The following is a 20,533-nucleotide window of genomic DNA, read 5'->3' as shown; positions in this document are numbered from 1 at the left end:
GGGGGGGGGGGGGGGGCAGCGCAGCCGCCCGGCGAGGGGCGGGGGGGGGGCGCGGCGCGCCCCGCCCCGCGCCGCCCTCCTTGACCGCAGCCGCCCGCGACCGGGAGAATTGCGAGATTAATTCTCATTTGCTGTTACGCAGGATGCGGGCGGCAGCCTCGACGGCCCTCGATCCCGATGTTCAAGAACGTCCTGTTCCAACTGCACTGGCTGCTGGGCATCAGCGCGGGTGCCATCCTGGCCGTGATGGGCCTGAGCGGGGCGACCCTGTCGTTCGAGGATGAGCTGCTGCGCGCAGCCAACCCCGGCTTTGCCGCGATCGCCGAGCACCATGCCGACAACCAGCAGCCGCTGCCCCTGAGCGAGCTGGTGCCGTTGCTGCAGGCGAGCAACGAACGATCGCTGCAACGCCTACGGGTGGATGCCACCGGCCAACGCCCTTCGGTGGCCCGCTTTGCCGGTGGCAAGGACCACTGGGTGTATTTCGATCCGTACAGTGGCGAGCGCTTCAGCGCGCTGCGCGGGCAGGCGCTGTTCGATTTCGTGGAAGACCTGCACCGCCACCTGGTGGCCGGCGAGCGTGGCAAGTGGATCACCGGCAGCTGTGCGATCGCCCTGCTGTTCTTCACCTTGTCCGGGTTGTACCTGCGCTGGCCCCGGCGCTGGTGGCACTGGCGCAGCTGGCTGGCGGTGGAGTGGGCACGCACAGGCCGTGGCTTCCTCTGGAGCCTGCACTCGGTGATCGGCACCTGGGTACTGCTGATCTACCTGATGAGCGCACTGACCGGTCTGTGGTGGTCGTTCGACTGGTACCGCAACGGGCTGAACCAGGTGCTGGGTGTCGCACCGCCGGCCAAACACAAGGTCGCCATGGACGCGCGCCTGGACCTGCGCAGCATCGAGACCACACTGTACGCATTGCCGGGGGTGCGCCAGGGCTTCATCGACCTGCGCCTGCCTGAAAAGCCAGGGCAGGCACTGAACGTGCGGGTGATGTCAGGCGATCCTGCGCAGCGCGGCGGCCATCATGATCGCGCGCATGACCTGCTGCAGCTTGATCCCGCCAGTGGCGCGATTCTGGATGCGCGCCCGTATGCACGGCAGAACGCCGGCAGCCAGCTCGCCACCAGCATGTTCGCGCTGCACTCCGGCAGCTTCTTCGGCGTGCCCGGGCGCATCGTGGTGATGCTCAGCAGCCTGGGCATGAGCCTGTTCTTCATCACCGGCTGGCTGTTGTACCTGGACCGTCGGCGCGGCCAGCGCGCGGCGCGTGCACTGCGGGGGTCGCTTGCCGTGGATGCATCGCCGGCCGCAGGCAGGCCGTGGCTGGTGGTACATGCCAGCCAGAGCGGACTGGCCGAGCAGTTGGCCTGGCGCGCGGCAGCACAGCTGCAGGCAGCCGGCCATGCGGTGCAGGTGTTGCCGCTGGCACGGGTAACGTCCATGCAGCTGCAGACCACCTCCCAGGCCTTGTTCGTGCTCAGCACGTTCGGCGATGGCGAGCCACCGGACAGTGCACGCCGCAGCGCACGCCTCCTGCTGGCACAGCAGCCGGACCTGGGTGGACTCCGCTACGGCATGCTCGCACTGGGCGACCACCAGTACGCGCGGTACTGCGGGTTCGGCATCCAGATCGAGGACTGGCTTGCCAGCGCGGGCGCGCAGCCGCTGTTCTCGCGCATCGATGTCGATGCGGCCTCGGTGGCGGCGCTGCGCCAATGGCAGCTGCAGCTGGCGGTGCTGACCGGTATCAGCACCGACGACAGTGTGTTGCCGGCGGCCACGGTGATGCACGACTGGCGTCTGCTCGGCCGCACCCTGCTCAATGTCGGCAGCGTGGGAGGCGAGATCTGGCAGGTGCGCCTGGCGCCGCCAGCCGACATCGGCTGGCAGGCCGGCGACATCCTGCATGTCGCGCCCCGGCACGAGGCCGCGCATGCGGCCGCAGTGCTACGCGCGCACGGCCTGGATCCGCTGCAACCGGTGCTGGTCGATGGCGGCGCCAGGACCTTGCTGGAACTGGCCAGCGAGCGCGTGTTGCCCGATCCCGGCAATGCGCTTCCGGTGCAGGATGCCTGCCTGTGGCTGTCGGGCCTGTCGTCGCTGCCGGGGCGCGAGTACTCGATCGCATCATGCGGTGCCGATGGCGAAGTGGAGCTGGTGGTGCGCCTGGTGCACGACGCGCAAGGTCGCGCCGGCCTGGGCTCGGGATGGCTTTCATTGCACGCACCGGTAGGCGCGGCCATTGCCGCACGCGTGCATCGCAACCCGGGCTTCCATCGCCAGCGGGGCGCCCCCATGCTGCTGATCGGCAACGGCACCGGCATTGCCGGCCTGCGCAGCCTGCTGCGCGAGGCGGCACAACAGGGAGAGCATGGCCATTGGCTGCTGTTCGGCGAGCGCCAGCGTGCGCACGATTTCCTGTTTGCCGACGAGATCACCCGATGGCAGGCCGGCGGGCACTTGATGCGCGTGGACCTGGCATTCTCCCGCGATGCCGACGATGGCAGCTACGTGCAGCACCGGTTGCGCGCTGCCGCCGCTGAACTGCCGCTGTGGCTGGCACGGGGTGCGGTGATCCACGTGTGCGGATCACTGCATGGCATGGCGGAAGGCGTGGACCAGGTGCTGCGCGAGGCGCTGGGTGATGAAGCAGTGGAACTGCTGCTTGAGAACGGACGCTACCGGCGCGACGTGTACTGAGGTCGTACGCCGGGCAGGGCCCGGCGCCACCGTTTCATCACACAGCGGCATCCTGCACCTTCATCCCACACCGGCCGGCATGCTCACGCGGCCACGCGCGTGTGTTGCTCCGGTTGCAGGCGGAACAGCGCCACGGCCTCGGCCAGTGCCCTTACCTGGGCCTGCATCTGCGCGGTGGATGCACCCGCCTCCTCGACCAGGCTGGCGTTGCGTTGCGTACTGGCCTCCATCTGCACGACCGTCTGGTTCACCTGGGCGATGCCGGCATGCTGCTCCTGCGACGCGTCGCGGATGCCCGCCAGCAGCGCGGCCAACTGCTGCACGCTGCCGACGATTTCACCCATCGTGGTACCGGCCTGTTCGGCCTGTGCATTGCCCTGGCCAACACGCATCACCGAATCCTCGATCAGCCCCTTGATCTGCTTGGCCGCGTCCGCACTGCGCTGGGCCAGCAACCTCACTTCGGCGGCGACCACAGCGAAACTGCGCCCCTGCTCGCCGGCCCGTGCAGCCTCCACCGCCGCGTTCAGGGCCAGGATGTTGGTCTGGAAGGCGATTCCGTCGATCAGCTGGATGATGTCACCGATCCGCCGCGACGCGGCGCTGATGCCCTGCATGGTCGCCACCACCTGGCCGACCGCCGCACCGCCGCGCCCGGCAACCTGCGCGGCATCGCGCACCAGGCCATCAGCACGCCCGGCCGCATCGGCATTGCGGCCAACGGTGTCGGTCAGTTCGTGCATGGATGCTGCGGTCTCCTCCAGATTGGCGGCCTGCTGTTCGGTGCGCTGCGAGAGATCGTGGTGGCCGGCAACAATCCCGGCCACGCCGACATCCAGGTGTGCGGTGGCCTGCTGGATGCGGGTGACGATCTGTCCCAGCTGCGCGACGGTCGCGTTGGCGTCGTCGCGCATGCGTGCGAACACGCCCTGCAGATCGCCCTCCATGCGTACGCTCAGGTCACCGCGCGCCAGTGCGGCCAGCAACGCCTGCAGGTCCGCCAGGTTGGTCTCGAAGGTGGCCAACAGGCGGTTGATGCTGGTGGACAGCGTGCGCACGAAGCCCTGTTTTCCTTCCAGCACGATTCGCCCGTGCAGGTCACCGTGGGCAGCGGCATCGACCAGCGCAGCCACCTCGGTTTCGAGCAGGGTTTCCAGCGCGCGGCTGTGCCATTCCACGGCGACACCGAGGAACTGTTCGTCCTCGATGATGGCGTTTGAAATCAGCTGGTAGCGGGTGCCAGCGTGGACAATCTCACGCTCCCCGCGCTGGCGGATGCCGCTCAGGCCTGCCAACGCAGCATGCAGGCGAACGGCATCACTGCCGATCAGGGCATCGGCGGAAACATCGAGCAGCTGCAGCAGCGCCGGGTTGGCATAGGCCACCTGCCCTTCGGCGTCGACCACCATCAGGCCGGCCTGCGCGCTGTCCAGTGCCTGCCGTACACGGGCGTTGCCACGTGCCACCGCACGTTCGGTTTCAATACGGGCGCGCAGGCGCTGCTGCATGTCGACCAGGCGTTGCGCCAGTTGGCCGATTTCATCGTTGGCGTTATGCACGCGCAGCGTGGTGTCGAGCCGGTCGTCGGCGATGTCGCTGGCAAAGCGCAGGGTGTCCTGGATCGGTCGGCGCACCGCGCGCAGCACCAGCACCAGACTGGTGATGAGTACGCCCGCCACCAGCAGCACGGTCGCCACGAACAGCACGCTGGCCGCACGTGCACCCGCCTGCTGGCGTAGTTGCGCCTGTCCCAGCGCCGCCGCCTGGGCCTGCTGGAAGGCAGCCAGTGCCGGCCCGACCGCGGCGGCTGTATCAAGCAGCGACTGCGCCTCGACATCCAGGCCGACACGTGCGGCGGTGTAGCCCAGCAATGCGGCCTGGTAGGACTCCATGCCGCTGCGCAGACGCTCCTGTTCGTCCGCCGACAGGCCAGCCAATGCCAGATCGAAGGGCAGCTTCTCTTCGCTGGCACGGTCGGCATGGGTGGAATCACCATCGAGCAGCAGCAACGCCTCCTGGCGGCGCATCCGCTGCACGTGCAGGGCCAGCACCGGGCGCTCCAGCGCATCCACCTGCGCCTGCAGGGCGTCTGCAGCCTGCTGCAGCTGCGCAGCCAGGCCGGCTTCACCGCGCCCCATCTCATCCACCCGTTCAAAGAGCGCGGCAATGCCCTGCGAGAACGCATCGACAGTGCCGGTCATCGCCTGCAGCACCTTGCGCCGGCCTGCATCCATGGGCAATGCGCGCAGGGCCTGCAGATCCTGCTTCAGTGCCTGCTGGGCGGCCAGCAACCGGGTCCGGTCCGCATCATCGAAGCTGCGTGCATACTGGGTCTGCAGGCGCCGGGCCTCGGCCACCCGCGCAGCCAGCGAAGCGACCAGATCGCTGCCACGCTGGTAGCTGGCCTGGTCGCGTGCGGCCTGCACGTTGGCGTGGCTGGTCCAGGCGTGGACGGCAACGATGGCCATCAGGCCCAGGCCACAGACCAGCAGGGTCGCCTTGAGCTTGTCGGCGACACTGAGGCGATGGGGCTGCAGCCAGCGCAGCAGGCCAGTGGACAGCGCGCGCGGCCAGGACATGCGGGCGCGCAGGGACCGAAGGCGGGGAACAACGGTCGACATGACAGACTCCAGGCGGAAGGACGCACCTGTATCGGCCTGTAGCGCGGGAACTTTAGCGCCATCGGGAAACATTTCCGTTGAGCGGCGCAGTCGTCGCTTTTGTACCGGCAGAAGGCGACCGGGGCGTGACACCGGCGGGACGGACTTGACCTCAACCCCTGTTGCGGTTGCACAGTGGGCCTCCCCGCCTGCGATGACCGCCATGCCCATCGACGTCGACCGTTACCTGCAGCGCCTGCAGCTGGACGCCCCACCGCCGCTCACGCTGGCCGGATTGACCCTGCTGCAGCAGCGCCACAACGCCCTCCTGCCCTTCGAAACCCTGACCTCGCTGCTGCGCGACGCGGTGCCGATCGACCTGGAAAGCGTGCAGTTCAAGCTGCTGCATGCCCAGCGCGGCGGCTATTGCTTCGAACTCAACGGCGCATTCCTGGCCCTGCTGCAGGCCTTGGGCTTCAACGCGCAGCCACTGAGCGCACGCGTACTGCTGTCGGCCACCGATGGCGAGCTGACCGCGCGTACGCACCTGCTCATGCGCGTGCGCCTGCTGGACGACGACTGGCTGGTGGATACCGGCTTCGGCGGCCTGACCCCCACCATTCCGCTGCGGCTGCATGAGACCGCCGTGCAGGACACTCCGCATGAGCGCTATCGCCTGGCGCGACTGGACAATGGCGACTTCATGCTTGCCGCCGAAGCCGGGGATGACTGGCGCCCGCTGTACCGCTTCGACCTGCAGGCACCCGCGCCGATCGATAACGAGGTTGGAAACTGGTACGTGTGCACCCATCCGCAGTCGAGCTTTCCCGGCCAACTGCGTGCATCACTGACCGGCCCGGACTGGCGCCGCACCATCGGCAGCGGCAACTACACCGAGTACCGGCCCGGCCAGGCGCCGGACAGGCGTCCGCTGCGAGATGTGCAGGACGTGCGCGAGGTACTGCAGCAGCGCTTCGGCATGCGCCTGCCCGATGACCCAAGGCTGGACCCGGCGATCTCCGACTGGCTGCAGCGGTCGCAGACAGAAGCCCGATAGAGCAGGACCAGGCTCGACACTACGCAGGCATCGGCGCCTGCACGGCGATCCGGTTGCCTTCGCTGTCGCGGATCTCGGCCACCCGCCAGTCACCTGCCACGTCCGGGCCGAAGCAGAGCTCGGCGCCGGCCTGCAGGGCACGCTGCAGGCTGTCATCCAGGTCATCCACGCCCACATAGATGCGCGCGCCCTGCTCCGAAGGCAGATAGCTGTCACCCTGCACCAACGCCATGCTGGCGCCACCGGCCACATCATCGAAGGGCAGATAGGCCATCCGGCAATCATGCACGACCACCGGTGCATCGATCCTCACCTGCAGCCACCGCTGGTAGAAGGCAATGGCACGTGCCAGGTCGGTGACGGGGACTTCAACGTGCAGGATCGGATTCATGGGGTTCGGCCGAGGGGTATGCAGGGTGCAGGCATGGCGGCCATTCATGCCGCCACTGTGCCTGTGGTGCATGCGCGGCGCGAACACCGCGCACAGGGGACGGTGGCATGCTGGCCGCCCACCTGTGCCGGAGTGTCTCATGCCCCTGTCCGATCATCGCCATGCGCTGGCACCGTCTGGATTCCTGCGCGTTGCAATCAACCTGGGCAATCCGGTGCTGGCGCAGGGCGATGCCGATGCGCCACACGGCCCTTCGGTGGAACTGGCCACGGCCTTGGCGCAGCGGCTGGGTGTGCAGGCGCGCTTCAACTGCCACGACGCCGCCGCATCGGTGGTGGCGGCGGCCGCCACCGACGCGTGGGACCTGGCCTTCCTGGCGGTGGACCCGGCGCGCGCCGACCGTATCGCCTTCAGTGCGCCGTACGTTGAGATCGAAGGCACTTATCTGGTGCGCGATGACAGTGCGGCGCAGCAGGTTGCCGATCTTGACCGGGCCGGCCTGCGCATCGCAGTGGGACGCGGGGCGGCCTACGACCTGTTCCTCAGCCGTGATCTGCGACAGGCGACGATCGAGCGCGCCGATACCTCTGCAGCTGCGATCACGCTCTTCGATCAGCAGCGACTGGATGCAGCGGCCGGCGTACGCCAACCGCTGCAGGCCTGGGCACAAGCGCACCCGGGTCATCGCGTGCTGGACGATCGATTCACGGTGATACAGCAGGCCGTGGCGGCGCCTGCGGCACGCCCGGCGGCGGCGTTGCGGGCGCTGTTTGCCGAAGTGGAGGCGATCAAGCAGGGGCCGCTGCTGGAACAGGCCTTCGCACGCGCCGGGCAGGCGGTCACCCTGGTGCGGTGATGCGGGCCCACGCAGGCGCAGCGCCGGGCATCAGGTCGTGCGTGCTTCAGCCGGCGTCTGCCGCCTGCATGTGCCGCACGTGCTCGGTGGCCTGCGCATGCAGCCATTCGCGGAAGGCAAGGAAGCCCCGGTGGCGGGCCGAGCGCTGCGGGTAGACCAGCCAGTGCGGCCATGCGGTTTTCAGGCGACGGTCGGACAACGCAACCAGCTGGCCGGAATCGAGCAGCAGCCGCGCGCGCGTTACCCGGCCCAGGGCAACGCCCACGCCGTCCAGTGCGGCGCGATGGTGGGCTTCGGAGTCATCCAGCACCACCACGAACCGCGAGGGCGGGCGCTGCCCGATCAGCGCGAACCACGCCCCCCACGCACCATCCGGGTCACCCAGCAATGGCCATTGCGCCAACGGCACCCGATCGATGCCGCCCATGCGCTCGATCAATGCCGGGCTGGCCATGGGCAGCAGCCATTCGTCGAACAACGGTTCCACCACCAGCCCCGGCCATTGACCGGTGCCCAGCCGCAGCGCTGCGTCGAACTGCAGCTGCCGATCGAAGTCGATCAGCCGCTCGCTCGACTGCAGGTTGATTTCGATCTGCGGATGGGTGGCCACGAAGTTGCCGAGCCGCGGCACCAGCCACGCGCTGGCCATGGAAGGCACGGCGCTGATGGTGAGTACATGTTCGGGGCGTGCAGCGTAGGGCTGGAAGGCGTCGTTGATCGCATCCAGATGGGGACCCACCTGCTCCAGCAGCCGCTGCCCTTCCAGGGTCAGCGCGACTCCGCGCGCCTGCCGTATCAGCAGCGGCTGGCCCAGGCGCTCCTCCAGCTGGCGCATCTGGTGGCTGAGTGCGCTGACCGTCAGGTTCATCGATGCAGCGGCACGGGACAGGTTTCCAAGTCGCGCAGCAGCGATGAAACCCTGCAGGGCGTGCAGCGGTGGGCGTGACATAAGGCTTGAATTCATCTCAAGTCGACCTTGCGGAAATGTCGCTTTTTGCGCCCCCATGCTGCCCGTATCGTGCATTCCACTCAAGTGGAGGCGCGATCATGAACATCTTCAGCGGTCTGTTGTTCCTGCAGGGCCATGTGACCAATGTTGCCCTGGCGCAGCGGCTGGCCAGCCCGGTCCCCGCGGCCCCGGACACGCCGCAGGTGCCGCAGCCGGTCCCCAACTGCAAGCAGGCAACACCTGCCCCGTAGATGGCGCGACACAGCGCTTCAGTACCAGCGCTGCACATGCCCGGGCAGCCAGGGCATCGGGTCGATATCAAGCGCGAGATGGGCATCGAGGGCGTTGCGCAGCGCGGCACTGCCGCTTGCAGAACGAAGGCTCTCTTCTTCCGGCAGCTGCACTGCCGCCCAGTCATGCAGCCGGTCCAGGCGCTGGACCATCACGGCCTGCAGCCAGGGCCGCAGTGGATAGGTGCGGTACCCCTGCGCTGCCAGCCCGCGTACCGCCTCGGCCAATGCCGCGTTGGCACCACGTACCCACTCGGTATGGCCGCCGGCCGTGTCCTCGACCGTCATCGGGGCCGGCGCGCGGTGCAGTTTGAACGGACGCCTCAACTGCAGCTCCAGGTCACGTGCATCGCGCTCGGTTTCCGCTTCCACCAGCGCACCGGCGTGGAGATCGAAGAAGTCGAACCAGCGCCGGTGCAGGGCGCTGATCCGACCCAGCGGATCGCGCGAGAACCCGACCTTGGCGTAGTCCTCCCACGCACAGGGAAAGACATAGGCGAACACACGGCCGTCGATGCGGATATCAGGCTCCATTGCAGCAGCATGGCAGCACCGGCATGTGCTGCACGTGCATTGCGCGGATCCGGCCTCGGCGGTGATCACGATGGGCTATCCTCGCCCGGCCGTCAGTCGCTCCCTCCAGCACATGCCACCGTCTCCTGCCCCTTCATGGATCACCATCGATGCCCACACGCTGCAGATCCTGGCGTCACACGATGCCTATGTACGGCGCCCGCCGGCGTCGCTGACCAAGCTGATGACGGCCTACGTGGCCTGTGAAGCCGTCGCTGCAGGTGCACACGCCTGGGCCGATGCGATCGTCGTCGACGCGCGTGATGTGCAGGCGGTGGCCGACGATGAGACCCGCATGGGCCTGGTGCCCGGCGAGACCGTCACGCTGCGCAGATTGCTGGAAGGCCTGATGATTGTCTCCGGCAATGATGCCGCGCTCGCCCTGGCCCGCCACCTGGCGGGTTCGCAGGCGGCTTTCGCGCAACGCATGAACGACTGCGCGCGGGCACTCGATCTGCGCGATACCCACTTCATCTCGGTATCGGGCATCACCACGCCGGGCCACCACTCCACCGCGCGCGACATGGCGATGATGGCGGCCAGGCTGATCGGTCGCCATCCGGGCCTGTTGGCGATCACCGCCCAGCGCAGGTTCGTGCACGGTGCAGTGGACAAGGCCAACCAGAACGCCCTGCTGGGCGAGGATGGCGTGGACGGCCTGAAAACCGGCTACACGCAGGCAGCGGGTTTCTGCCTGGCGGCAACCGCGGGCAGGCACGCGCACGGCGACGCCTCGCTGAAGCGCCTGATCACCGTGGTGCTCGGTGCCGGATCGCGCGCGGCACGCGATGATCAGGTGCGCGCGGAACTGGCGGCAGGCTTCGCTGCGACGATGGAACACGCACCGCACGCGTGATGGGCGCGTCGTGCAGACAGCGCGGGCGAAGCGCTCTATAGTCCAGCGCCCTGCCGAGTACACCACCGATGGATCGACGCGCCCTGTGCTGGATGCTTGCCCTGTGCTGCGCACTGGGTGCGTTCCATGCCAACGCCGGCGAGCTCAACCGCGCCGAGAGCGAGTCACTGCGGCAGGACGTGCAGTCGTTGCTGTCCACCCTCACCCGTGGCGACGTGGATGCGATGATCGACCGCAGCCACGCCAGCGTGAAGCGCTTTGCCGGCGGCGATGCCGCGTATGCGAAGGCCGCGCGTGATGCGCTGAAGGTGCTTGATGACATGGGGGTGATCGTCATCAGCGATGAGGCCGGCACCCCGACCCGCACCTATGCCGCCGGCCCCGAAGAGGTGTGCTTCGTGCCGCGCACCACCGTGTTCACCGTCGACGGACAGACCGTGAAGAGTCTCACCTTCATGGTGGCCATCCGTCCGCGCGGCGGTTCGCCGTGGCGCTACATCGACGGTGCCGTGATGCAGGCGATGCCCGAGCTGCTGCGACAACTGCTGCCTGAGCTGGAGCCGGATGTGCCGCTGCCGCCAGTCGTCGTCGAACCGCAGTAAGGCGCTTGCGCTGCGCGCATCACGTACTGCGCCTGACCATGGAAACAATCACCCGCTGCAGTTCAGCTTCGGCGTCGGCCTGCTCGACCGCTGCGGCCGCAACCGCTTCGGACAGCGCTTCGGCTGCACCCAGGATGGCCCACAGCCCGCTGTTTGGCACGGCATCATCGGCTGCGAACGGGCCCAGCCACTGCGCGCACTTGTCGATGAATTCCTGCTGGTAGCGGCGGCGCACAGCCCGCAGTTCCGGCGAGCCTGCCAACGCCGCGAGGATGTCCTGGATCTCGCTGCCCTGCGATAGCACGCAATCGATGTAGCCCGATGCGATGGCCTGCGCGCGTTCCTTCAGCTTTGCCTTCGCGCTGGCAATGCGCTCATCGAAGACGACCGTCTGCCTCTGGTCGTAGTCTTCATACAGCGCGGCCAACAGGCCGTTGCGGGTCTGGAAATGATCGTAGGCAATCGGCTTGGTGACGCCGGCCGCTTCGGCCAGGCGCCCCAGTGTGAGCGCGTCGGTGCCCTCCTCACCCACCAGCGCCCACGCCACGGCCAACAGCTGGCGCGCACGTTGTTGGCGTGACAGGCGGCGGCGGACGGGCTCGCGCGTAACGGGTGTGGAAGACAAGCGGCAACCATCAGGGCAGGCGGCTTCCGATCTTACGTCCGATGTCCGCTGCCGTCTGCAGATGGGCCTCGGCCATGCCACTGTCGGCGTCCAGCAGCAGTGTCGAAGACAGTACCGGCGCGCCGCAGTAATCGAAGATGCCCTGGTCGATCTGTGTCTTCATTGCCGCACCATAGCCACGGCGGTCGATCATCTGCTGGCCAGCGCCGCCCAATGCCACCAGGTGTACCTGCAACCGCTGCAGCTTCTTTTCCACCTTGCCGTCAGCGCCTTCGTCATAGGCCCAGCCCTGGGTGAACACGCGGTCGATCCAGCCCTTCAGCACGGCAGGAAACGACCACCAGTACAACGGATAGACCAGCACCAGGGTATCGGCGGCGTCCAGGCGCGCGTGCTCGGCGGCCACGTCGGCCGGCACTCCCGCCGTGCGCCGGAACAGTGCGTGGTCGGCCCGGCTGAAGCGCGGGTCGAAGCCTTCGGCCATCAGGTCGGTGGTGGCAACCGTGTTGCCTGCATCGGCGTTGACGATGGCCTCGGCGATGCGCGCGGCAACGGCATGGGTAAGCGAGGTCGACTCGGGATGTGCCACGACGATCCGGGTATGCATGGTGGGGGCTCTGATGTTCATTAGTTACCAATAGTAACTAGCAGGACCACCGACACCAGCACCACGCATGGAACGCTGTCGCGCAGGGCATCGCGCCGGTGCGCGTCACAACCGCGCCTTCGCGCCGAAAGCACGCCGGGCTGCCACGGCCTTGATGCCCGCAGGCGGATGCTTGCCAGACCCACGCAGCATTCACCTGACAGCACACCATGCAAAGCCGCAACGAACGTTCCACCCCACTACCGCGCCTGCTCCTTGTGGAAGACCAGCTCGATCTGGCCGATCTGATGGAGCAGGCCCTGACCGACGAAGGAAATGAGATTGCCCATGCCAACAGCGTCTTCGAGGCGTTGGGCATGCTCGACAACGGCCACTTCGATGGCGCCGTGCTGGACGTGGAACTTCGCGACGGCGTGGTGTTTCCCGTAGCAGATCGCCTGCTCGAACTCGGCATCCCCTACCTGTTTGCTTCGGCGGTCTACGACCAGCTGGTTCCGGTCAGGCACCAGCGTGCGCCCTTCCTGGCCAAGCCTTTCCATGTGCAGGGCCTGCAGCGCGCGGTGCGCGAAGCGCTCGGCGGCATGCGCTGCTCCCCCGTGCCTCCCCGCCCGCCTGTACGCAACTAGGGCTTGAACATCCCGTTGAGCTCGGCGCCTGACGGGGTGCGGGGCAGCGCATCGAATGAGCCGCTGTCCAGCATCTGCGCGGCGGCCTGCAGGAAGCCGGCCCACGCACTGCGCGCCAGCGCGCCGCCGACACTGACCCGCCGTACCCCGAGGTTCGCCGCCTGCTGCATGCTCATCTGGCCCGGTGCGGCGATCAACAGGTTGACCGGCTTGCCGGCCGCGGCAGCCACCACCGCGCGGATCTGTTCGGCCGTGGCGATCCCCGGTGCGTACAGACAGTCGGCACCGGCCTGCGCATAGGCACGGATGCGCGCCAGCGTATCGTCCAGGTCGGGGCGCCCGACGAAGAAGTTCTCCGCTCGGCCCACCAGCATCACATCCTGGCCACTGGCGTCGATGGCAGTGCGTGCGGCCTTCAGGCGCGCGACGCTGTCCTCGATGCTGTACTGGGGCTGGTCCGCATTGCCGGTGGAATCCTCGATCGACAGGCCGGCCACGCCGGTGTCGACCGCCATCCGCACGCTCTGCTGCACCGCCTCGGGATCGGCACCGAAACCGTTCTCGAAATCGGCGTTCACCGGAAGATCGGTCGCCGCCACCATCGTGCGCAGATGGGCCAGGATTTCGGCACGACCCATCGTCCCATCCGCCTGCCCATGCGCCCAGGCATGGCCGGAACTGGTGGTGGCCAGCGCCTGCGCGCCCAGTCGCGCCAGCGCCACGGCACTGCCAACGTCCCAGGGATTGGGCAGCAGGAAGCAACCGGATGCATGAAGCGCCCTGAAGATGGCGCGGCGGTTGTGGATGGCGTGGGCGGTCATTGCGGACTCCTGGTCGATGCGCCGTCCCGACGGGCGATGGCGGTGGTTTTAGCGGGTGACGGGCGTGGGCGTGCCAGCGCCGGCAGGGGCTGTCTTCTGCAATCCCTGCAATACGGCCTTGTCCATCTTCGCTGCCACGCCAACACTGCGACCGGCCAGGTTGGCCACCTGGAACTGCACCGCCACGCCCAGTACCTGGGTCGCCTCGGACAACGTAAGGCCATAGGCCTGGCGCAGCCACTGCAGCATGCCCGAAGTGGCGATGCGCAGCGCGTCATCGCTTGATCCGCCCTGGCCCAGCGTCATGATCTGCGTTGTCGATTCAACACGCGGGGTATTGATCGCGTGCTGCTTCAGCAAGTTGACCGTCACCACCACATCCAGCGATGTTTCCAGCGCCCACTGCGTGGTTTCACCATCTCCCTGCAGCGCATGGCCATCGCCCAGGTACATCAGGGCACCGGGCTGCTGTACCGGCAGGTAGACCGTATTGCCTTCGACCGCCGCGTTGAAATCCATGTTGCCGCCGAAGTCGCCGGTGTCGCCGGTTGACTGCGGCGGGTAGCCGAAGCCGGGTGCCAGCGCCAGGCCGCCGAGCATCGGCCTCACCGGCACCTCGAAATGGCGCAGGCCAGCGCTGGCCCCCAGCGGGCGGGCAACGCCCTTGCTGCGGTCCAGCTGCCAGCGCACCGGCTTGCCCAGCCCGGTGGTTTCAGCCGCCACCCGCGGCGTCTTCAGGCGGCCCACTACCCCATCCAGGCTGTCGGCGTAGTCGCGGTTGAGCTTCAGCGAGGTCAGGGTGATCGCCAGCGTGTCGCCGGGCTCGGCGCCGACCACGAAGAACGGGCCGACCTGTGGATTGCCGAACAACGCGCGGGTGACACCCTTCTCGTCCACGCCACCGGAATCCAGTGTGCGGGTCTGCACCGAATCCCCCGGCCAGACCAGCAGAACCGGTGCGCGGTCTGCGCTGAAGGTATTGGAGTAGTCGCTGGGCATGAACACGTGCCGCTGTGGCGCGGCGGTGGTCCGCGCGGGCACCTTCCAGGCGCTGAAGGCGTGCACGGCGCGTGCCTCGCGGTTGTTGGTGTCCGGCTGTTCGCTCTGCCCCTGCATGTGCATTCCCTGCAGGCGGCCGTTGAACTGATAGCGCTGGCCCTGGCTGTCGGTTGCAACGAACGCCACCTGATCGCCCTTCATCGTGCCGGTTACCGGGTCGGCATCCAGCCGGCCTTCGATGCGCCCGTCCTGCACGTCCAGGTGCAGCGTCTGGTAGTTGTGGTTGCCCCACAGATCGGTGGCCACGATCCACTGGTCGGCGGCCAGGGCATCCAGGGGCAGCAGGGCCAGCAGCAGGGCAGGCAATCGAAGAGAGATGGGCACGGCAGGGACATCCATGAATGCCGACTCGGCAGGTAAGCGCAGTGTAGGAATGCGCTGGCAAGCTCCGCAGTGTCGAATGTAATGTGGCCTGGCGGCATCCCCCCGGCACCCACCCGCCCGTTGCCGAGGCGATACCGGCACTTTTCAAACAAACGATTTAAACACCACTAATTTCGCCGAACTGGACAGCATCCTCAGCTTCCGCCAGACTGCCGCCCTTTCCCGTCAATCGGATCCCATGGCGAAGCTGCTGGTCCTGCATGGCCCCAACCTCAACCTGCTCGGCACCCGCGAGCCGGAGGTCTACGGCCACACCACGCTGGCGGACATCGACCAGGCACTGGTCGCCCAGGCCGCCGATGCCGGTCACGCCGTGGAAAGCCTGCAGTCCAATGCCGAGCACGTGCTGGTGGACCGCGTGCAGGCCGCGCGCACTGACGGCACCGGCTTCATCCTGATCAATCCGGCCGCCTTCACCCATACATCGGTTGCCCTGCGCGATGCGCTGGCAGCGGTGGCGGTGCCGTTCATCGAGATCCACCTGTCCAACCCGCACACCCGCGAGCCCTTCCGCCAGCACAGCTATTTCAGCGACAAGGCGGTCGGTGTGGTCTGTGGCTTCGGTGCCGACAGCTATCGCTATGCGATGGATGCGGCCTTGGCCCGCGTGCAGGCTGCCGTCGCGTGATGAGCCTGTCGCGCGTCCTCGCCAGCGTCGTGCTGTGGGCCGCTGTGTGCGGCGGCGCCGCCGCGTTCGACCGCAAGGACGAAGGCATCGACTGCGCCCACCCGACCACCACGATGGAGAGCGACCTGTGCGCCTCGGACGTGGCCACCGCTGCCGACGCGGAACTCAACGTGGTGTACGCGCAGGCGCGCCGCCAGCTGCGCACGCCGGCCAACGGTGGCAGCTGCAGCTATTGCGGCAACGCCGAGCAGGAACTGGTGCTGGCCCAGCGCGCCTGGATCCAGCTGCGCGACCATGACTGCAATGCCGTGTATGCCCTCAACTCCGATGGCACCGCGCGCAACGGCGCACAGATGCGCTGCCTGATCACCCTCGCGCGCGACCGTACGCGGCAGCTGCGCGATTTCTACGAACTGCTTTGACCCGAGCGCAACGCGCTTCCCACCACACTGACATCCAGAACAAAGAGGCCACCATGGATCTCCGCAAAATCAAGAAGCTGATCGACCTGCTGGAAGAGTCGAACCTGGCTGAAATCGAAATCAAGGAAGGCGAAGAGTCGGTGCGCCTGTCGCGCGCACCGGTCGGCACCTTCGCGCAGATGGCCGCTCCGGCCGCACCGGTGTATGCCGCTCCGGCCGCCACCGCGCAGGCGATGCCGATGCAGTCGCCCACCGAAGCCTCCACCGGCGGCACTGCCAAGCCGGGCAACGCGCTGCCGGAAGGCCACGTGCTGCGTTCGCCGATGGTCGGCACCTTCTATGCCTCGGCCTCCCCGGACAAGCCGGCGTTCGTCAGCATCGGCCAGCAGGTCAAGGCCGGCGAGACCCTGGCGATCATCGAAGCGATGAAGATGTTCAACCCGATCGAAGCCGATGCGTCGGGCACCATCGTCGCCATCCTCGGCGAGAACGGCCAGCCGGTGGAATTCGACCAGCCGCTGTTCGTGATCGGCTAAGGGGCGGCTGCCATGCTCGACAAAGTCGTCATTGCCAACCGAGGGGAAATCGCGCTGCGCATCCTGCGCGCGTGCAATACCCTGGGTATCCGCACGGTGGCCGTGCATTCCACGGTCGACCGCAACCTCAAGCACGTGGCCATGGCCGATGAGTCGGTCTGCATCGGGCCGGCATCGTCGGCGGAAAGCTACCTCAACATCCCGGCCCTGATCGCCGCGGCCGAGGTTACCGATGCCCAGGCCATCCACCCGGGCTATGGCTTCCTCTCCGAGAACGCCAACTTCGCCGAGCGCGTGGAAGAATCCGGCTTCATCTTCATCGGCCCCAAGGCAGACACCATCCGCCTGATGGGCGACAAGGTGGAAGCCATCCGCGCGATGAAGTCTGCCGGTGTGCCCTGCGTGCCCGGTTCCGGCGGCCCGCTGGGCGAGGACATCGTCGCCAACACCAAGATCGCCCGTGAGATCGGTTACCCGGTCATCATCAAGGCCGCGGGCGGCGGCGGCGGCCGCGGCATGCGCGTGGTGCACGCCGAAGCCTCGCTGAAGACCTCCATCGAAACCACCAAGAGCGAGGCCAAGGCCGCGTTCGGCAATGGTGAGGTCTACATGGAAAAGTTCCTGGAGAATCCGCGCCACGTGGAGATCCAGGTGCTGGCCGACGGCCAGGGCAACGCGATCCACCTGGGTGAGCGTGACTGCTCGATGCAGCGTCGCCACCAGAAGGTGGTCGAGGAAGCACCGGCACCGGGCATCACCGCCGAACAGCGCGAGCAGATCGGCAAGGTATGCGTGGAAGCCTGCATCCGCATCGGCTATCGCGGCGCCGGCACGTTCGAGTTCCTGTACGAGGACGGCCGCTTCTACTTCATCGAAATGAACACCCGCATCCAGGTGGAGCATCCGGTCACCGAAATGGTCACCGGCATCGATCTGGTGGCCGAGCAGCTGAAGATCGCCGCTGGCCAGAAGCTGTCGATCAAGCAGAGCGACGTGGTGCTGACCGGCCATGCCATCGAATGCCGCATCAACGCCGAAGACGCTGAAACGTTCGTGCCGAGCCCGGGCACCATCACCGGCTTCCATCCGCCGGGCGGCCCCGGCGTGCGCGTGGACACCCACATCTACAGTGGTTACCGCGTGCCGTCGAACTACGACTCGATGATCGGCAAGCTGATCGTGCACGGCCCGGACCGCGAGACCGCCATCGCCCGCATGCGGGTGGCGCTGAGCGAGATGGTGGTCGATGGCATCAAGACCAACATCGCCCTGCAGCAGCGGATCATGCGCGACAAGGGCTTCCAGGCCGGTGGCCAGAACATCCACTACCTGGAAAAGCGTCTTGCCGAACGCAAGAGCAAGCCGATCGCGCTGACCTGATCTACAGCGCGGGCTGGACACGAAAAGGGCGGGGATTTTCCCCGCCCTTTTTCATTTGCGCATCCGCAATCCTGCGGTAGCGGCGGGCCATGCCCGGCGAAATGGCAACGAAGCGCGATGCCGCCGGGCATGGCCCGGCGCTACCTTCAGCGCGCGTCCGCCGCCGTCGCCGGAATCTGCGAGTTGGCCAGCGGGCGCACACCGTTGGGAGAGGTCGGATCGACAATCACCATGGTCTCGCTGGAACCATCGGGCCAGACCACCTGGAACGTGCTGCCGGCAGGCAGCGAGGAGAACGGCACGCCGCTCTGCGCACGGTACACGGCGGCAACCTGGCTGGCGCCGGCGCGGCGCACGTCTTCCTGCGCCTTCACCGAGGTCAGCTCCACCTTCGAAAGATGCCGGTAGCGATCCTCGTAGGTATCGATCATCAGCAGGCCAACGGCACCGGCCGAGTACGCCACGAACAGCACCACCCAGAACCAGAACTTGGCGCCATGCAGGAGTCGACGGTAGTTCATCGCCCGTTCCTCTTTCCAATCAATCGCTTGATCCATTCGTTCATTTTCCCCGCACCTTGCCGCGAAACCGCAGCGTCATACACAAAATCACGGAAGTCCTGCGTTCCATCCGGCGAACAGATCCCTCCGTTCGCACAAAAACTGTTGACCAGCACGCTGTCGGCCCCACAAGGAAGACCGAGATCGCAGGCCGCAACCCGCCACGCCAGTTCGCTCAGCTGCTCGCCGGCAACCAGACCGGCAAGCGCTTTGTCACCGGCCGCGCGCAGGCCCATGCCCGGCGCGATCGCCATGTAGGCCTCCGGGTCGCGCGAGGTACGCACGCGTTCAACCAGATCACGGCGGTACTGCTCGCTGTCCTGCAGCGGTTCGCCTTCGGCAAACAGCGACGCTTCGGCCGCCAGGTTGCCCTGCTGGGCGGCACGACGCCGCTCGCTGAGCACCAGCGCCGGCCCCAGCTTGTCGCCGGGTACGAAGCCGCCGCAGCGCTGCGCCACCCGCTCGCGGGCGTCCACCATCACCGGCGCCGCACTCAGGCCCAGGCCGGACAACACGTTGTTGTCCAGGCGGTAGCCACCCGGATCGACCGCGTACTGCGCGCAATAGTCGTAGACCCGGCTGAGCATCCAGCGCGCTTCGTGGTTGCCTTGATCGGCCTGCACGCGCAGGCGCTGCGCGTACGCATACAGATCGGTCTGGCCTTCGATGTCGGCGCGGATATCCAACGGCAGGCCCGATGGCAGCGCGGTGCCACGCTCGAATGCCGCCAGGCGCCGCGCCAGCGCTTCGGGTACCACCGGCGCCAACGCCGCGGGCGCATCCCCGGAAGACACGGTCATCGGCGCATCGACGCGCCCGTCCATGGCCCGGCTGTGGCCGTTGGCCCGATAGCCGGCCACGCCCAGCACGGCAACAGCCGGCAGGACGAGCAACCAGGTTTTCAGGGTCGGGGCGAAGGCCATCGGCAGCGGTCGGTGCTACGGCGCACAGGAAAGCGCCGAGTTTAGCAAGGCCCGTCGGGCCTGTCTGAATCGGCCTCGTTCATCTGCGGGCGGCATCTCAGGGAATACGGAGACGGCCCGATGGTCTAGCATGGCCCCCTTTCCCGCGATTGCCCCCACCGCCATGCCGTTCCTGGAACTGACCCTGCGTTGTACCGAAGCCACCCAGCCCCGCTACGAGAATGCGCTGGAGGACGTGGGCGCGCTCGCGGTGACCCTGCTTGATGCCGAAGCCGACACCAGCAACGAACAGGCCATCCTGGAACCGGGCGTGGGCGAAACCCCGTTGTGGGACACGCTGGTACTCAGCGCGCTGTTCCCGGCCGACAGCAACGCCTTGCTGCTGCTGGCCGCACTGGAAGCCTTCGACCCCGAACTGGACTGGAGCAACGGCAGCTTCCGCACCGTGGAAGACCAGGACTGGGAACGCGCGTGGCTGGACCAGTTCCAGCCGATGGACTTCGGCAGCCGCACCTGGATCGTGCCGTGGAACCACGAGCTGCCCGAAGCCGCACAGGCCGCCGATGCGGCAATCGTGCGCCTGGACCCCGGCCTTGCCTTTGGCTCGGGCACCCACCCGACCACCGCGCTGTGCCTGCGCTGGCTGGACCAGCTCGCCGCTGATGGACAGCTGCAGGGCCAGCGCGTGCTCGACTTCGGCTGTGGTTCGGGCATCCTCGCCCTTGCCGCGCTGAAGCTGGGCGCCGCCCAGGCGATCGGCGTCGACAACGATCCGCAGGCACTGATCGCCACCGCCGACAACGCCGAGCGCAATGGCGAGCAGGCCCGCATGCAGGTCTACCTGCCGCAGGACGAGCCGGTCGCCACCTATCCGATCGTGGTCGCCAACATCCTGGCGTCGGCGCTGGATGCGCTGGCCGAGCTGCTGGCCGCGCGCGTCGCTGCAGGCGGCCGCATCGCCCTGTCGGGCATCCTGCACGGGCAGGAAGAGGAACTGCTGCAGCGCTATGCGGCATGGTTCGACGACCTGCAGGCCACCCAGGATGGCGACTGGATGCGCATCACCGGCGTGCGCCGCGCCTGAT

General features: G+C 67.4%; 22 protein-coding genes. 12 read left to right on the top strand and 10 right to left on the bottom strand.

Annotation, left to right across the window (positions count from 1 at the left end; translation table 11 throughout):
- Positions 1-177 precede the first annotated feature (177 nt).
- Positions 178-2,703, top strand: a complete 2,526-nt coding sequence (locus ACVOLJ_RS03795) for a PepSY domain-containing protein (protein ID WP_481563487.1) — start codon at positions 178-180, stop codon at positions 2,701-2,703.
- An 83-nt stretch (positions 2,704-2,786) separates the two neighbouring features.
- Here ACVOLJ_RS03795 and ACVOLJ_RS03790 read toward each other — a convergent pair whose 3' ends face one another.
- Positions 2,787-5,324: a methyl-accepting chemotaxis protein gene (locus ACVOLJ_RS03790; RefSeq protein ID WP_481563486.1), complete on the bottom strand. Its 2,538-nt coding sequence runs from the start codon at positions 5,322-5,324 to the stop codon at positions 2,787-2,789.
- 202 nt (positions 5,325-5,526) lie between these two features.
- On the opposite strand from ACVOLJ_RS03790, the gene ACVOLJ_RS03785 reads away from it, so the two are divergent.
- Complete coding sequence (locus ACVOLJ_RS03785) at positions 5,527-6,360, top strand: arylamine N-acetyltransferase family protein (RefSeq protein WP_475278494.1); 834 nt, start codon at positions 5,527-5,529, stop codon at positions 6,358-6,360.
- 19 nt (positions 6,361-6,379) lie between these two features.
- Here ACVOLJ_RS03785 and ACVOLJ_RS03780 read toward each other — a convergent pair whose 3' ends face one another.
- Entirely contained in the window at positions 6,380-6,751 is a 372-nt protein-coding gene (locus ACVOLJ_RS03780) for a VOC family protein (protein WP_481563485.1), read from the bottom strand.
- Positions 6,752-6,890: 139 nt separating this feature from the next.
- On the opposite strand from ACVOLJ_RS03780, the gene ACVOLJ_RS03775 reads away from it, so the two are divergent.
- Positions 6,891-7,607 carry a transporter substrate-binding domain-containing protein gene (locus ACVOLJ_RS03775; RefSeq protein ID WP_481563484.1) on the top strand — a complete coding sequence of 239 codons (717 nt, stop codon included), beginning with the start codon at positions 6,891-6,893 and terminating at the stop codon, positions 7,605-7,607.
- A gap of 46 nt (positions 7,608-7,653) precedes the next feature.
- On the opposite strand, the gene ACVOLJ_RS03770 is transcribed toward ACVOLJ_RS03775, so the two are convergent.
- On the bottom strand, positions 7,654-8,556 hold the full coding sequence (locus ACVOLJ_RS03770; protein WP_475278497.1) for a LysR substrate-binding domain-containing protein: 903 nt from the start codon (positions 8,554-8,556) through the stop codon (positions 7,654-7,656).
- Positions 8,557-8,654: 98 nt separating this feature from the next.
- Between ACVOLJ_RS03770 and ACVOLJ_RS03765 the strand changes: the two genes are divergently transcribed.
- Positions 8,655-8,807, top strand: a complete 153-nt coding sequence (locus ACVOLJ_RS03765) for a hypothetical protein (RefSeq protein ID WP_481563483.1) — start codon at positions 8,655-8,657, stop codon at positions 8,805-8,807.
- Positions 8,808-8,825: 18 nt separating this feature from the next.
- Here ACVOLJ_RS03765 and ACVOLJ_RS03760 read toward each other — a convergent pair whose 3' ends face one another.
- The gene (locus ACVOLJ_RS03760) at positions 8,826-9,380 is read right to left on the bottom strand and encodes a GIY-YIG nuclease family protein (RefSeq protein WP_481563482.1); all 555 of its coding nucleotides are present in this window, start codon (positions 9,378-9,380) and stop codon (positions 8,826-8,828) included.
- 112 nt (positions 9,381-9,492) lie between these two features.
- Between ACVOLJ_RS03760 and ACVOLJ_RS03755 the strand changes: the two genes are divergently transcribed.
- Both ACVOLJ_RS03755 and ACVOLJ_RS03750 read left to right on the top strand, forming a co-directional pair.
- Positions 9,493-10,275: a D-alanyl-D-alanine carboxypeptidase family protein gene (locus ACVOLJ_RS03755; protein WP_481563481.1), complete on the top strand. Its 783-nt coding sequence runs from the start codon at positions 9,493-9,495 to the stop codon at positions 10,273-10,275.
- A gap of 68 nt (positions 10,276-10,343) precedes the next feature.
- Positions 10,344-10,877: a hypothetical protein gene (locus ACVOLJ_RS03750; RefSeq protein WP_475278501.1), complete on the top strand. Its 534-nt coding sequence runs from the start codon at positions 10,344-10,346 to the stop codon at positions 10,875-10,877.
- A 19-nt stretch (positions 10,878-10,896) separates the two neighbouring features.
- On the opposite strand, the gene ACVOLJ_RS03745 is transcribed toward ACVOLJ_RS03750, so the two are convergent.
- Complete coding sequence (locus tag ACVOLJ_RS03745; protein ID WP_481563503.1) at positions 10,897-11,460, bottom strand: TetR/AcrR family transcriptional regulator; 564 nt, start codon at positions 11,458-11,460, stop codon at positions 10,897-10,899.
- Between the two features lie 52 nt (positions 11,461-11,512).
- Positions 11,513-12,109, bottom strand: coding sequence for an NAD(P)H-dependent oxidoreductase (locus ACVOLJ_RS03740; protein ID WP_481563480.1), 597 nt, complete (start codon positions 12,107-12,109; stop codon positions 11,513-11,515).
- 209 nt (positions 12,110-12,318) lie between these two features.
- Here ACVOLJ_RS03740 and ACVOLJ_RS03735 point away from each other — a divergent pair, with 209 nt between their 5' ends.
- Positions 12,319-12,735, top strand: a complete 417-nt coding sequence (locus ACVOLJ_RS03735) for a response regulator (protein WP_481563479.1) — start codon at positions 12,319-12,321, stop codon at positions 12,733-12,735.
- Here the strand turns inward: ACVOLJ_RS03735 and ACVOLJ_RS03730 are convergent.
- Together ACVOLJ_RS03730 and ACVOLJ_RS03725 are read right to left on the bottom strand one after the other, a co-directional pair.
- On the bottom strand, positions 12,732-13,556 hold the full coding sequence (locus ACVOLJ_RS03730) for an isocitrate lyase/PEP mutase family protein (protein WP_481563478.1): 825 nt from the start codon (positions 13,554-13,556) through the stop codon (positions 12,732-12,734). The two genes, ACVOLJ_RS03735 and ACVOLJ_RS03730, sit on opposite strands and share 4 nt — an antisense overlap.
- Positions 13,557-13,604: 48 nt before the next feature.
- Positions 13,605-14,939 (bottom strand): acetamidase/formamidase family protein, encoded by a 1,335-nt coding sequence (locus tag ACVOLJ_RS03725; protein WP_481563477.1) that lies wholly within the window; start codon positions 14,937-14,939, stop codon positions 13,605-13,607.
- Between the two features lie 238 nt (positions 14,940-15,177).
- Here ACVOLJ_RS03725 and aroQ point away from each other — a divergent pair, with 238 nt between their 5' ends.
- Genes aroQ through accC form a run of 4 tightly spaced genes read left to right on the top strand, consistent with a single transcriptional unit; the run spans position 15,178 to position 17,965 of the window.
- Positions 15,178-15,627, top strand: a complete 450-nt coding sequence (aroQ, locus tag ACVOLJ_RS03720) for a type II 3-dehydroquinate dehydratase (protein ID WP_475278506.1) — start codon at positions 15,178-15,180, stop codon at positions 15,625-15,627.
- A complete protein-coding gene (locus tag ACVOLJ_RS03715) occupies positions 15,627-16,049 on the top strand; it encodes a lysozyme inhibitor LprI family protein (RefSeq protein WP_475278507.1) in 423 nt (140 codons plus the stop codon). Before aroQ ends, ACVOLJ_RS03715 begins: the two co-directional genes overlap by 1 nt.
- 53 nt (positions 16,050-16,102) lie before the next feature.
- Positions 16,103-16,585, top strand: coding sequence for an acetyl-CoA carboxylase biotin carboxyl carrier protein (gene accB / locus ACVOLJ_RS03710; protein WP_475278508.1), 483 nt, complete (start codon positions 16,103-16,105; stop codon positions 16,583-16,585).
- Positions 16,586-16,597: 12 nt separating this feature from the next.
- Entirely contained in the window at positions 16,598-17,965 is a 1,368-nt protein-coding gene (accC, locus tag ACVOLJ_RS03705) for an acetyl-CoA carboxylase biotin carboxylase subunit (RefSeq protein WP_475278509.1), read from the top strand.
- 146 nt (positions 17,966-18,111) lie between these two features.
- Here the strand turns inward: accC and ACVOLJ_RS03700 are convergent, their stop codons facing one another.
- Together ACVOLJ_RS03700 and ACVOLJ_RS03695 are read right to left on the bottom strand one after the other, a co-directional pair.
- Positions 18,112-18,486 carry a hypothetical protein gene (locus ACVOLJ_RS03700; RefSeq protein ID WP_481563476.1) on the bottom strand — a complete coding sequence of 125 codons (375 nt, stop codon included), beginning with the start codon at positions 18,484-18,486 and terminating at the stop codon, positions 18,112-18,114.
- Complete coding sequence (locus ACVOLJ_RS03695; protein WP_475278511.1) at positions 18,483-19,448, bottom strand: hypothetical protein; 966 nt, start codon at positions 19,446-19,448, stop codon at positions 18,483-18,485. The genes ACVOLJ_RS03700 and ACVOLJ_RS03695 overlap by 4 nt, the downstream gene beginning before the upstream one ends.
- A gap of 163 nt (positions 19,449-19,611) precedes the next feature.
- Between ACVOLJ_RS03695 and prmA the strand changes: the two genes are divergently transcribed.
- Positions 19,612-20,532 (top strand): 50S ribosomal protein L11 methyltransferase, encoded by a 921-nt coding sequence (prmA, locus tag ACVOLJ_RS03690; protein WP_481563502.1) that lies wholly within the window; start codon positions 19,612-19,614, stop codon positions 20,530-20,532.
- The last annotated feature ends 1 nt before the right edge of the window (position 20,533 follow it).

The sequence above is a fragment of the Stenotrophomonas sp. STEN046 genome (assembly GCF_056759755.1).
Note: the sequence above shows the minus strand (reverse complement) of the source record. Positions and strands in the feature narration are given on the sequence as shown.

Bases quoted from the DNA above. Each gene is read 5' to 3' on its own strand.
- ACVOLJ_RS03700 (WP_481563476.1), bottom strand. From the start codon at position 18,486: ATGAACTACCGTCGACTCCTGCATGGCGCCAAGTTCTGGTTCTGGGTG.
- aroQ (WP_475278506.1), top strand. From the start codon at position 15,178: ATGGCGAAGCTGCTGGTCCTGCATGGCCCCAACCTCAACCTGCTCGGC.
- ACVOLJ_RS03755 (WP_481563481.1), top strand. From the start codon at position 9,493: ATGCCACCGTCTCCTGCCCCTTCATGGATCACCATCGATGCCCACACG.
- ACVOLJ_RS03770 (WP_475278497.1), bottom strand. From the start codon at position 8,556: ATGTCACGCCCACCGCTGCACGCCCTGCAGGGTTTCATCGCTGCTGCG.
- ACVOLJ_RS03735 (WP_481563479.1), top strand. From the start codon at position 12,319: ATGCAAAGCCGCAACGAACGTTCCACCCCACTACCGCGCCTGCTCCTT.
- ACVOLJ_RS03740 (WP_481563480.1), bottom strand. From the start codon at position 12,109: ATGCATACCCGGATCGTCGTGGCACATCCCGAGTCGACCTCGCTTACC.
- ACVOLJ_RS03715 (WP_475278507.1), top strand. From the start codon at position 15,627: ATGAGCCTGTCGCGCGTCCTCGCCAGCGTCGTGCTGTGGGCCGCTGTG.
- ACVOLJ_RS03795 (WP_481563487.1), top strand. From the start codon at position 178: ATGTTCAAGAACGTCCTGTTCCAACTGCACTGGCTGCTGGGCATCAGC.
- ACVOLJ_RS03790 (WP_481563486.1), bottom strand. From the start codon at position 5,324: ATGTCGACCGTTGTTCCCCGCCTTCGGTCCCTGCGCGCCCGCATGTCC.
- ACVOLJ_RS03730 (WP_481563478.1), bottom strand. From the start codon at position 13,556: ATGACCGCCCACGCCATCCACAACCGCCGCGCCATCTTCAGGGCGCTT.
- accB (WP_475278508.1), top strand. From the start codon at position 16,103: ATGGATCTCCGCAAAATCAAGAAGCTGATCGACCTGCTGGAAGAGTCG.
- accC (WP_475278509.1), top strand. From the start codon at position 16,598: ATGCTCGACAAAGTCGTCATTGCCAACCGAGGGGAAATCGCGCTGCGC.
- ACVOLJ_RS03750 (WP_475278501.1), top strand. From the start codon at position 10,344: ATGGATCGACGCGCCCTGTGCTGGATGCTTGCCCTGTGCTGCGCACTG.
- ACVOLJ_RS03780 (WP_481563485.1), bottom strand. From the start codon at position 6,751: ATGAATCCGATCCTGCACGTTGAAGTCCCCGTCACCGACCTGGCACGT.
- ACVOLJ_RS03775 (WP_481563484.1), top strand. From the start codon at position 6,891: ATGCCCCTGTCCGATCATCGCCATGCGCTGGCACCGTCTGGATTCCTG.
- ACVOLJ_RS03760 (WP_481563482.1), bottom strand. From the start codon at position 9,380: ATGGAGCCTGATATCCGCATCGACGGCCGTGTGTTCGCCTATGTCTTT.
- ACVOLJ_RS03785 (WP_475278494.1), top strand. From the start codon at position 5,527: ATGCCCATCGACGTCGACCGTTACCTGCAGCGCCTGCAGCTGGACGCC.
- prmA (WP_481563502.1), top strand. From the start codon at position 19,612: ATGCCGTTCCTGGAACTGACCCTGCGTTGTACCGAAGCCACCCAGCCC.
- ACVOLJ_RS03695 (WP_475278511.1), bottom strand. From the start codon at position 19,448: ATGGCCTTCGCCCCGACCCTGAAAACCTGGTTGCTCGTCCTGCCGGCT.
- ACVOLJ_RS03765 (WP_481563483.1), top strand. From the start codon at position 8,655: ATGAACATCTTCAGCGGTCTGTTGTTCCTGCAGGGCCATGTGACCAAT.